Origin of the sequence: Nocardioides sp. GXQ0305, from assembly GCF_050880345.1 — a bacterium.
Taxonomy (GTDB): Bacteria; Actinomycetota; Actinomycetes; order Propionibacteriales; family Nocardioidaceae; genus Nocardioides.
The window spans coordinates 190,104-201,392 of record NZ_JBNYXG010000002.1 but is presented as its reverse complement, the minus strand read 5'-3'; the positions used below and the strand labels follow the sequence as shown (position 1 = coordinate 201,392).

At 74.7% G+C, this 11,289-nt stretch carries 9 protein-coding genes; 5 read left to right on the top strand and 4 right to left on the bottom strand.

Annotation, left to right across the window (positions count from 1 at the left end; translation table 11 throughout):
• Window positions 1-206: 206 nt before the first annotated feature.
• From ACQ1X7_RS05820 to ACQ1X7_RS05810, 3 genes are all read right to left on the bottom strand, one after another.
• Window positions 207-485 (bottom strand): hypothetical protein, encoded by a 279-nt coding sequence (locus ACQ1X7_RS05820; RefSeq protein WP_432477222.1) that lies wholly within the window; start codon window positions 483-485, stop codon window positions 207-209.
• Window positions 486-611: 126 nt separating this feature from the next.
• A complete protein-coding gene (locus ACQ1X7_RS05815) occupies window positions 612-1,637 on the bottom strand; it encodes a patatin-like phospholipase family protein (protein ID WP_432477221.1) in 1,026 nt (341 codons plus the stop codon).
• Window positions 1,638-1,766: 129 nt separating this feature from the next.
• Window positions 1,767-2,717 (bottom strand): helix-turn-helix transcriptional regulator, encoded by a 951-nt coding sequence (locus ACQ1X7_RS05810; protein ID WP_432477220.1) that lies wholly within the window; start codon window positions 2,715-2,717, stop codon window positions 1,767-1,769.
• Window positions 2,718-2,807: 90 nt separating this feature from the next.
• On the opposite strand from ACQ1X7_RS05810, the gene ACQ1X7_RS05805 reads away from it, so the two are divergent.
• The 4 genes from ACQ1X7_RS05805 (at window position 2,808) to ACQ1X7_RS05790 (ending at window position 7,277) form a co-directional block, all read left to right on the top strand.
• On the top strand, window positions 2,808-3,941 hold the full coding sequence (locus ACQ1X7_RS05805) for an epoxide hydrolase family protein (RefSeq protein ID WP_432477219.1): 1,134 nt from the start codon (window positions 2,808-2,810) through the stop codon (window positions 3,939-3,941).
• A 319-nt stretch (window positions 3,942-4,260) separates the two neighbouring features.
• Entirely contained in the window at window positions 4,261-5,406 is a 1,146-nt protein-coding gene (locus ACQ1X7_RS05800; RefSeq protein WP_432477218.1) for a type III PLP-dependent enzyme, read from the top strand.
• A gap of 2 nt (window positions 5,407-5,408) precedes the next feature.
• The gene (locus tag ACQ1X7_RS05795; RefSeq protein WP_432477745.1) at window positions 5,409-6,602 is read left to right on the top strand and encodes an MFS transporter; all 1,194 of its coding nucleotides are present in this window, start codon (window positions 5,409-5,411) and stop codon (window positions 6,600-6,602) included.
• Between the two features lie 96 nt (window positions 6,603-6,698).
• Complete coding sequence (locus tag ACQ1X7_RS05790; RefSeq protein ID WP_432477217.1) at window positions 6,699-7,277, top strand: RNA polymerase sigma factor; 579 nt, start codon at window positions 6,699-6,701, stop codon at window positions 7,275-7,277.
• 9 nt (window positions 7,278-7,286) lie between these two features.
• Here ACQ1X7_RS05790 and ACQ1X7_RS05785 read toward each other — a convergent pair whose 3' ends face one another.
• Window positions 7,287-9,962 carry a CHAT domain-containing protein gene (locus ACQ1X7_RS05785; protein ID WP_432477216.1) on the bottom strand — a complete coding sequence of 892 codons (2,676 nt, stop codon included), beginning with the start codon at window positions 9,960-9,962 and terminating at the stop codon, window positions 7,287-7,289.
• Between the two features lie 128 nt (window positions 9,963-10,090).
• Between ACQ1X7_RS05785 and ACQ1X7_RS05780 the strand changes: the two genes are divergently transcribed.
• On the top strand, window positions 10,091-11,287 hold the full coding sequence (locus tag ACQ1X7_RS05780; protein WP_432477215.1) for a S8 family peptidase: 1,197 nt from the start codon (window positions 10,091-10,093) through the stop codon (window positions 11,285-11,287).
• The last annotated feature ends 2 nt before the right edge of the window (window positions 11,288-11,289 follow it).

Here is an 11,289-nt window from a genome sequence, read left to right as displayed (position 1 = left end):
CGACACCGGCCCCGTCGCCTCGCCGCCGACACCACGCGCACCTGGGCGGGGTGCGGTGTCCATGTCAGGTAGCGACTCACGGGTCGGCCGCGCCGTTGACGTGATCTCGACCGTCACGGTCATCGTCTCCTCCCCTCAGACCCGACATGTCCAGACTGCCGCAGAACCAAAGGTGGGCGGAAGGTCCGCCCCGCCCGACCGATGATCTACGTCGACTGGTTCGATCGCTCGTTGACCATCTCGAGCCCGATGAACGCAATGGCAGCCAACACGAAGCCGAGGACGACCGCCTCCGGAGAGGCCGCCAACGAGGCCCACGACCAGTGTTCGCCCGAGGCGCTGACCACGCACTCGACCGTCCCCAGTCCGGTGTCGCAGGCAGGGCTGCTGAAGGCAGCCCACCAGAGACCCGCCACGATCGGCGCCCCCAGCACCCCGGTCAACACAGCGATGAGGGCCTCCAGACCCCTGGACAGATCCTTCATCGTCCACCCCCATGAATCACGCGCTTCGGTCGAGCGCCGATCCGAAGATGATGACGGACCGGAGACACCTTGGGAAGATCAGCCCTGGCAGGTCCCCGCAGCCGCCCTGCAGCTCCGGTGGATCGCTCACACAGTGAGTTCCGCGACCAGGGCGTTCATCGCCTCGGACTCGCGCTGGATCATCTTCTCGGCGGCCTCGCGCAGCACGTCCAGGCGTTGGCTCGAGGGATCGTTCATCGCGCCGGCAACCCGAGGATCGACGACTTGGAACCGTCGGAACTTCGTGTTGCCCAAAGCACGTCGAGCGAGCACCTCGCCCGCCCAGACGCTCGTTGCCAGTCCAGCGAGATCCTTGGCCGCTCCTAGCCAGGATCCGTTCCCGTCGAGGATCGACCCGCCCGGAACTACGCCGGTGCCGAGGGACACCAGCAACACTGAAGAGCCCACGAGCTTGCGCTCGCTCGTCAGGGCGATGGATTCCGAGACCGCCACGCCAGCTGGATTGTTCGCCCACACACCACCATCGACGAATTCGCGCTCCTTGCCCGCCCACTCTATGACGAGTGGGGGAAAGAACGTCGGCGCCGCGGAGGTGGCTCGGGCGGCGGTGCGTAGGGGCAGGTCGAACGCGGGGTCGACACGGGCGTCGCGGGTGGACAGCACGACAGGGAGCGATGTGAGCCGGTCAAAGGTGGTCACGGCCAGTTCCGTGTCGAGCTCGGAGAGCTTCGTCTCTCCCAGTACCTCGGCCAAGACCGATTCGAGTCCATCCGCCTCGTGTCGCGCGTTTCCGCCCATGCTCGGATTCCCGCCGAAGGGTCCACCCACCGTCCGGGCAGCCTTGTCGAGGCTCTCCCAGATGTCCGCACCTGAGCCGAAGAGGCGCTTCTGCAGCTCGGTGCGTTCGTCGGTTCCCCCGAAGATCCGTCTTCCGTACGTGGGATAGAACTCCGAAAGTTCTACCGCGCTCTTGCCCGTAGCCAGCCCGATGCCGATGATCGCGCCCGTCGACGTGCCGACGACGAGATCGAACATCGTCGAGATGGGGCGGCCCGATCGTTGCTCGAGCTCAGCCAGGAACAACGCGGGGAGGTATCCCCGTATCCCACCACCATCGATGCTCAGCACCTTGACCGGTCTGTCTTGGGTCATGGAGCAAAGAGTCGCATGCGGCGGGAGGTCCTCGTCGGGGTTTGGCACAGGCCGACGGCACCGGTCAGACAGGGTGGGCTGCCGCATGGCATGCGCGCATGCAGGTTCCCGTCGCGGGCTCCAGTCCGGTCAGTGTCCTGCAGCTCTCGCGAGCCGGTCGGCGAGCGTGCGCAGGGCGTCCTGGAGCGGCTCCGACTCGACCTCGAGGTCGGCGCCGAGGAAGCCCAGCCAGAGCGCGAGGGAGGTTGGGTCGTCGGAGCCGGGCGTGAAGGCGCAGCGGTCCTCACCCAGCTCCTCGACGTCGACCTCGATCGGCATCCGGGCGCGGACGTGGGCGGCCGGCGCGTGCACGACCACCCGGGCGCGGAACCGCCACATCGCCTCGCCGGCTGCCCGCTCGACGCGCCGGGCGATCTCGTCGTCCGGCGGCGTCGGCCGCGGCGCGAACCGCGGACCGGTGGGCGTGCGCGGCCGCAGCCGGTCGACCCGGAAGGTGCGCCAGTCGTCCCGGTCGAGGTCCCAGCCGACGAGGTACCAGCGGTGCTGGTGGCCGACCAGGCGGTACGGCTCCGCGCGTCGGCGGGTCGTCCGACCCTCGTGCGACTCGTAGTGGAACCGGACGACCTCCCGGTCGCGGCAGGCGCCGGCGAGGAGGGTCAGCACCTCGGGATCGACCAGGGCACCTCTGGCCGGGGTCTGGAGGGCCGCGTCGAACGCGCGGGTCCGGTGCCGCAGTCGCGCCGGCAGCACCTGCTGCAGCTTCATCAGGGCCCGGACCGACGCGTCCTCGAGTCCGGCGACCCCGGCACCGGCGGCGGTGCGCAGCCCGACGGCGACCGCCACCGCTTCGTCGTCGTCGAGCAGCAGCGGCGGGAGCGACCCACCCCGGCCCAGCCGGTAGCCGCCCGCCACGCCGACCTCGGCCTCGACCGGGTAGCCGAGCTCGCGCAGGCGGCTGACGTCCTTGCGGACCGTCCGGGTGGTGACGCCGAGCCCCTCCGCGAGCTGGGCACCGGTCCAGTCGCGGCGGCTCTGGAGCAACGAGAGCAGGCGGAGCAGGCGGGCGGAGGTCTCCAGCACCTGTCCAGTATGGCGCAGAACCAGGAGCGAACCGTTCCGCAATCGTTCGTAGCGTGGTGGGCAACGACGACGCACCGAGGAGAGAGACCGATGGACGACCAGATCCGCCCCTTCCGCATCGAGATCCCGCAGACCGACCTGGACGACCTGGACGAGCGGCTCGGCCGGGTCCGCTGGCCCCACCGCCTCGACGGGACCGACCCCGGCGACCGGAGCCGCGGCATCCCCCAGGCCGAGCTGGCCGAGCTCGTCGAGCACTGGCGGTCGTCGTACGACTGGCGGAAGCAGGAGGCAGCCCTCAACGAGCTCCCGCAGTTCACCACCGAGGTCGACGGCCAGCAGATCCACTTCGCGCACGTCAGGTCCGGCCACCCGGACGCCCTGCCACTGCTCCTGCTCCACGGCTACCCGAGCACGTTCGCGGAGTTCGCCCGGATGGCCGGTGACCTCGCCGAGCCCGCCGCAGGCCAGGCCTTCCACGTCGTGGCGCCGTCGCTGCCCGGCTTCGGGTTCTCCACCCCGCTGTCGTCGCCCGGCTGGACCATGGGCCGCGCCGCCGCCGCGTTCGTGGAGCTGATGGGCCGACTCGGCTACGACCAGTACGGCGTGCACGGCGGCGACATCGGCGCCGGGATCGCCGGGATGGTGGCCGGGCAGGACGCGGCGCACGTGGTCGGCGTGCACGTCACCACCGACCCGGCGACCGCGGCGAGCACCGCGACCTTCATCCCCGGCATGGCCGACCGGCTCGACCCCGACGACCCGGTCGACCGGCTGATCCTCGAGCGGATGGCGGCCTTCACCGACGACGGGTCGGGCTACCTGGCGATCCAGCAGACCCGGCCGCAGACCATGGCGTACGCGCTCGCCGACTCGCCGGTGTTCCAGCTCGGCTGGGTCGCGGAGAAGTTCCACGACTGGACCGACGTCGGGATCGACCGCGACCTCGTGCTGACGCACGCGACGATCTCCTGGTTCACCGGCGCCGGTGGCGGTGCCGCGCACGTCCTCTACGACCAGGCGCACTCCTCCGACTGGGGCGTTCCGGCCCAGGTGCCGCACGGCTTCTCGGTCTTCGGCGCCGACGAGACCGTCCGCAGGCTGGTACCGGCGCCCGAGGGTGCGTCCTGGCAGGAGCACGAGCGCGGGCAGCACTTCCCGGCGATGGAGGTTCCGGACGTGCTGGCCGCGGACCTCCGCGGCTTCTTCGGCTCCCTGGGCTGAGCGGGGAACACGACGAGGAGGCCCGGCGCACCTGCGCCGGGCCTCGTGCGCTGCGCCGGGCCTCCTCGTCTCCCCCACTTCCGGGGGGCAGCTCCGCATGGAGGCCGCCCGCCGGGCGGGTCGCGGGTTCGTCGCCACCCCCGAGGCGACGAACCCGCTGACCCGCTGTCTTCAGTTGCCCCCCGCCGGCGCTCCCCCTGCGCCGACACCAGGACAGAGCACGGTCCCACCTCCCTGATACATCGGGTTTCGGGCACGGCGTTGGTATCAGTGGCCGCGCCCCGGCGATCCGTCTGGTGTCACCGGCCCGGAGGTCGCCATGCACTCGTCCACGTCCAGCCCGCCGATGCTCGCGGTCGGACGCGGGGTCGCCGAGCGGCCGCGCCCGAGGACGCCGTACCTGCGCCTCGACGTGGCGGTGGCCGTGGACCGCTACCGGTCGCTCAGGGCACTCATCGGGGCAGCGGTGCACTACGCCGTCAAGGCGAACCCGCACCCCGACCTGCTGGGGGCTCTCGCGGGCGAGGGCTGCTGCTTCGACGTCGCCAGCCCGCACGAGGTCGCCGGTGCGCTGGCGGCAGGGGCGCGACCCGACCAGCTCCTCTACTCCAACCCGGTCAAGAGCCGCCACGACATCGCGTGCGCGTACGCCGACGGGATCCGGCTGTTCGTCGTGGACTCCCTGGCGGAGGTCCGGAAGGTGGCCGCGGTCGCTCCGGGCAGCGAGGTCCTGTGCCGGATGCTGACCTCGGGGGACGGCTCGGACTGGCCGCTCTCCCGCAAGTTCGGCTGCGCGGCCACCGAGTGCGCCGAGATCCTCCGGGCGGCTGCCGGACTGGGCCTGCGACCCGCCGGCGTCAGCTTCCACGTCGGCAGCCAGCAGCGCCGGCCCGACGCCTGGGCCGAGCCGATCGCGGCCGCCGGCGGGGTCTTCGCCGAGCTGCACGCAGTCGGTCTGCAGCCGTGGCTGCTCGACCTCGGCGGCGGGTTCCCGGCCGACCTGGAGGAGGGGCACCCGCCGCTCGAGGAGTACGGCGCCGCGATCGACGCTGCCCTCGCGACGACGTTCGGGGGCCGACGACCGCGGCTGGTGATCGAGCCCGGGCGCGGCGTCGTCGCCGACGCCGGCACCCTCGTCGCGACGGTCGTCGCGGTCCTCGACCGCGGCGGCACCCGGTGGGTCTACCTCGACGCCGGCGTCTTCACCGGCCTCGTCGAGACCCTCGAGGAGGCGATCCGCTACCGCATCACCACGACCGTGGGCGGGCCGGTGGGACCCGCCGTGCTCGCCGGGCCGACGTGCGACAGCGCGGACGTGCTCTACCAGCGGAACCCGGTGCTCCTGACGCTCGCCCTGGCCGAGGGCGACCTGGTCGAGCTGCACGCGTGCGGCGCCTACACGACCTGCTACTCGACGGTGGGGTTCAACGGCTTCGAGCCGCTCCGCACCGAGCTGGTGGGGTGACCATGACCCCCGCCGCCCGGCGCGCCGTTGGATCGCACGCCCTGGCCTCGATCGGGATGTCCCTGCCGTGGCCGTTGCTCCTCGTCCTGGTGTGGGAGGCCACCCACGACGAGGCGCTGCTCGGACTCACCGGCGCCGCCCGGATGCTGCCGTACGTCGCCGTGTCCTGGGCCGCCGGCCGGCTCGCCGACCGGTGCTCGCGGCACCGGCTGGTCCGGCTCACCCTGTGGATCCGCGCGGCCCTGCTCGTGGTGGTGGCGGTGGCGGTGGCGACCGACCGGCTGCTCGTCGCCGTGCTCGCCGCCACGGCGTGCATCGCGGCGGCGACGCCCGCCTATCCCGCCCTCGGCGCGGGCATGCCACGCCTGGCCGGGACCGGGAGCCACCGGGCCACCGAGCTCCTCGTGACCGCCGAGGTCACCTCGTTCGTCGTCGGCCCGGCGATCGGCGGCCTGATGCTCGCGCCCGCGGCCCGGCCGTTCGTGCCCGTCCTGTCCGCGGCCCTGGTGCTGGCGGCGGTGGTGGTGTTCCGGGGAATCGAGATGCCGGCCCCGACCCGCTCCGGCTCCCACGGCTCCGCGCTCGGAGTGGTGCGGACCATGGCGCGGAGCGGGCCGCTCGTCCATGCCCTGCTCGTCATCTGCACCGTCAGCGTGGTGTGCTCGGCCGCCTCGCTGGTCCTGCTCCCGCTGGCCGAGGAGGTCTGGGGGCAGGGCGAGACGGGCTTCGGCATCGCGACCGCGGCCTTCGGCTTCGGCGGGCTCGCGGGGCCGCTGATGGCGCGCCTCGGTCGCGGCGCGGCCGGCAACGCGGCGTGGAGCCTGGGCTGCGTCGGCGTACCGCTGGTCCTGGTGGCGGTCAGCCCGGGCCTGGCCTGGGCCCTGGTGCCGCTCACGCTCGTGGGTGCGGCGGCCGTGCAGGTCGAGGCGCTCGCGACCGAGACGTTCCAGCACGCCACCCCCGACCGCTACCGCGCGAGCGTGCTCGGCATCGGCGACACGGCCATCGTCGCGGCCGCCCTGGTGGGCTCCCTGGTGGGGCCGGTCGCGGCCTCCGCCCTCGGTGCCCGGGGGCTGACCGCGCTGCTGGGTGTCCTCGCCGCGCTCCTGGTCCTGGACGCCCGGCGGATGACGGTGCCGGCGCGGACCGGGATCGCGGTCGGGAAGTCCCCGGCACCGCAGCCGGTCAGGTCCTGAGCCTGCGCCTCGCCCGGCCGGTCGGCCCGTGGTCGCCGCGGTCGCGGAGCCGTGGCGTCACTATGCTGTCCCACTGGCGGCGCAGGGAGGTGGGGCGTGAGGGACGACGAGGCGAGTCCCGTTCCGCTGCTCGTCGCCGCGGCCGCGGCCGGGGAGGCGGCGGCCTGGCACGAGCTGGTCGCCCGCTACACGGCGCTCGTCCTCTCCGTCGTACGCCGGCACCGGCTCCGCGACGACGACGCGGAGGACGTCGTGCAGACCGTGTGGCTGCGCCTGGTCGAGCACCTCGACGAGCTCCGCGAGCCGGCGGCGCTGCCGGGCTGGATCGGCACCACGGCCCGCAACGAGTGCCTGCGCGTGATCCGCGCCCGGCGGGTGGTGCCGTCCGCCGACCCCTTCGAGCACCCGGCCGCCGCGGGCGCCGACGTGGGGGAGGAGACCTTCGACGCCACGCTGCTGGATGCCGAGCGGCACGAGGCGTTGCTGTCGGCCATGGCCGAGCTGCCCGACCGGCAGCGTGCGCTGCTGGCGCTGCTGATCGAGGACCCGCCGGTGCCCTACGAGGAGGTCAGCGCACGGCTCGGGATCCCCGTGGGCAGCATCGGACCGACCCGGGCGCGGGCGCTCGCCAGGCTCCGTGCCCACCCGGCGGTGAGCGCCCTGCTCGACGGCTGACGGGAGCGGTCAGCCGGCCCCGACGCAGACGAACGCCGCGGCCGTCGCCCGCTCCTCACCGGTCGAGCCGCGCGCCCCTGCCTGCGCGTCCGCGAGGGCAGCGGCCGGCGAGGTACCGGTGGCCACGGCGCGGTGGAACGCCTCCATGAGCGGCACCGTCGCGGCGTCCGAGACCTGGACGACGGGCGCGACGACGGTCGCGGTGCCGGCCGCGAGGAGGGCGGCGCCGAAGCCGAGCACCTCCTGTCCGGCGACCGCCTGGGCCCGGCCGGCGTTGCACGCGGACAGCACGACGTGGCGGGGGGCGGCGGCCAGGCCCTCGAGGTCGTAGACCGTGAGCGGACCGTCGGCGAGCGCGACCGAGGAGAACAGCGGGTTGTCGGCCCGCACCCGACCGTGGGCGGCGAGGTGCAGACGCTGCGCACCGTCGACGTGTCGGAGCACCTCCTCGCTGGCTGCGGCGTCGTCCACGAGCAGCGACGAGCCGGGGTGGAGCGCGGCCACCCGCTCCGCCTCCTCCCGGGCACCGGGCAGTCCCGGACCGGCGACCGCGATGGTGGGACCGACCCCGTGCTGGGCGCTCCGCTGCGCCCGCTGCCACAGGGCCGCAGACGGGCTGACGGTCACCGCCCGGCCGACGCAGCTCGGCAGCGTCGACCACACCACGGACTGCAGGGCCGGGCTCGGCACCACGACGAGCGCCCGGTCGCCCACGGCGCCGAGCAGCGGGCGGACCAGCAGCGCGTCGAGGGTCTCGCCGGCGCGGTCCAGCACGGCCGTCGCCGCCGCCGTCCCGCCCCGGGCCCCCCGACCGGGGCGGGCGAGCCGGTTCAGCGCGAACGGCACGTGGGTCATCGCCCGGGGCACCTCGTCGGCGTCGGCGAGGGGGTGGAGCCGGGTCCGCCCCTCCACCACCGTGACCGCGAGGAGCGCACCGCCGACCTCCACGAACTCGACGAGCGCCGCCTCGCCCAGCGCCGCCGCGAGGTCGTCCAGCGGTCGGGCCGGGCCGGACGCCGTACCGCTGCGGCCACTCGCCGTCCGCCACCGGTCGCGCACGCGGCGCTCGAGAGCCACCTGCCGGTGCACCAGCCGGGCGTCGTCCGTGCCGTCGTGGCGGGCCTCGTCGATCTGCGCCATCGTCGACCGCAGCTCGGCGAGGTCGCGCGAGAGCTCGGGGTCCTCGGGCGGCCTCGCCGGCCGTACCCGCAGCGCGCTGGCGCGGTCGCGCTCGGCCCACTCCAGGACGCGGCGGGGGTGCCCGTCCTCGAGCGCCATCTGCAGTCCCCACCGCGCGAGGGCGCCCCGGTGGGCGCTGACGTGGGCGCGGAGCTCGGTGGCCCCGAGCGTGGCCTGGTGCTCGTCGACGATGCGGGCGCCGGCCCGCAGCGCGGCCAGGGCCGCGGGTCGCCGACCCTCGGCGCGGCGGAGAAGCGCCTCGGCCAGCCAGGCGCGGGCGCGCACCTCGGCCGGGCCGGTCGAGCGGGCGCTGCTGGCGGCGGCGAGGTAGCGGTGCGCGCTGGCCCGCCGGCCCTGGTCCAGGGCGAGCCGGCCCGCGAGCACCAGCGCCTCGAACCCGGGGACGGTCCAGCCCGCGTCCTGCAGCTCCCGGGCCGCCCGCGCGACGCGCGCCGGGTCGACCGCGGCCGGCTCGTCGGCCAGGTCGGCCTGGAGGCGCGCGTACCGCGCGAGCACGACGGCGCTGGCACGACCGCGGCGACGGAACCCGGCGAGGGCCTCGTCCGCGGCCTCCCGCGCGGTGGCGTGGTCGCCCTGCACGAGGGCCACCGTGGAGAGCAGCAGCAGCGCCTCGGGCACGTGCACGTCGCGACCCTGCTCGGCGTACGCCGCCACCGCGGCCTCCGCCGTCGCCCGGGCCTCGGCGAGCAGCCTGACCCCCAGCAGCACCTTGGCCCGGTCCACGAACAGCGACGGCTCGAGGAGGCCGAACTCCCGGTACCGCACCTCGGCGTCGTTGAAGTGCCGCAGCGCGGAGGGGACGTCGCCGCGGGTGGCCGCGAGGCAGCCGAGGTTCTGCTCCGCGTAGGCGCCGGGCAGCTCGAGCCCGCGCTCGTCGCACCAGTGCCGGGCCTCCTCGAGGTCGGTCCGGGCGGCCCGGAACGCCCGGCGCTCTACGTGGATCAGGCTGCGGTTGGACAGCGCCCGCGCGGCCCATTCGGCGTCGGACTCGGCACGCAGGACCGGCAGCGACTGCCGGAGCACCGCGAGCGCCTGGTCGTACCGGCCCAGCTCCTGCAGGATCGCGGCGTGCTGGACGCCGGCACGGGCGCCGTGCAGCCCGACCAGGTCAGCGCGCGCCGCGCGGATGGTGCGGGAGGCCTGCCCCGGGAGCCCGCGCAGGACCAGCGCCGACGCCAGGCTCATCCGCGCCTCGCCGAGGCGCTGACCCGAGTCCGCGCGTCGCGCCGCGGTGACGGCCCGGCGGAGGTGCTCCACCGAGGTCTCGAGCTCGCCCAGGTTCATCGCGGCGACACCGAGCGCGCGCTCGGCCGCGCTGACCGTGTCCCAGGCGCGGGCGGACCGGGCACGGTCGACGACCCCGGCGCCCAGCCGACGGGCCGCGGCCGGGTCCAGGGCGGCCAGGCGCAGCGCCTCCTCGGCCGTGCTCGCCAGCATCCCGGGCGCGGCAGGCCCGGGTGCCTCGGCGAGGGGCAGCTGGGGCACCTGCCGACAGTGGCCGCTGGGCGAGCAGGGTGTCAATGGAGGGTGTCATCGGAGCCCGCTGGCCATATCGTGGGCCGTGGCGGGCACGCTCCGCCGGCGTTGGTCATCTGTGAGGGGAGATGTCATCGATGCACGAGGCGGACGGGAGCGCCGGCGGCGCGTCGGACCCGGTGGACCTGGTCGTGGCCGTGGAGCACACCGACGAGGTCGTCCGGATGCTCAGGGACTTCGAGGTGGGGGACGCGGACGTCGAGCGGAGCTCGGCGCTCGGGCTCTCGCTGGTCCGGGTGCCGGCCGCGGACGCCGCGGCGGCGAGGTTCTCCGCGGAGGTCGCCGAGCAGGTGGGGACCCGGCTGGCGGGCTCCGGACACGGTGAGCCCACGCACCTGGACCGGCTCCTGACCGGTCTGCGCGTCGGCTTCGCCGCGACGTACAACGGTTGGGCGCCCACCATGGGCAAGAACCGCCTCCTCGGCGGGGTCGTGGGAGGCGGCAAGATCTCGCACGGCGGGGCGCTCGCGCCCGCCGCCAGTGACCGGCAACTCGCGGTCCGTGAGGCCCGCCCCGGCCGCGGTGTCCGGGTCGGCGTGCTCGACACCGCGATCCGCGCCCATCCGTGGCTGGCGGGCGGCTGGGTGGCCGCGCCCGGTGACGTCCGGCCGGACGGCGACGCGCCTGCTGCCGCCGGGCACGCCACCTTCGTCGCCGGCCTGGTGCTCCAGGAGGCGCCCGGCTGCGTGGTCGCGGCACGGCAGGTCCTCGCCGACGACGGGAGCGCGGACTCCTGGAGCGTCGCTCGCGAGATCGTTGCGCACGGCCAGGACGGCCTCGACGTGCTCAACCTCTCGCTCTTCTGCCACACCGAGGACGGTGAGGCGCCACTGGTGCTGGCGCGGGCGATCGACCGGCTCCCCTCGGAGACCGTGGTAGTCGCGGCGGCCGGCAACTACGGCAAGGAAGGCACGCTCGACGGACCGGACCGCCCGGCGTGGCCCGCCGCCCTCGACGGGGTGATCGCGGTGGGCGCGACCGACGACGCCGGGAAGACGGCGCCGTTCTCGCCCGCCGGGGTGCCGTGGGTCGACGCGCTCGCCCCGGGGGTGAACCGGGTCAGCACCTACCTGGACGGGACCGTGACGTTCGACAAGGGCGATCCCCTGAGGTTCGAGGGCCTCGCGAGCTGGAGCGGTACGTCGTTCGCCGCCGCGTCGGTCAGCGGCGCCATCGCGGCCCGGACGGTGCCGGGACGCGTGAGTGCTCGCCGGGCCTGGGAGATGATGCGCGAGGAGTCCGAGCGACCTGCCGTGGTGCGGCTGCGGAGCTGACG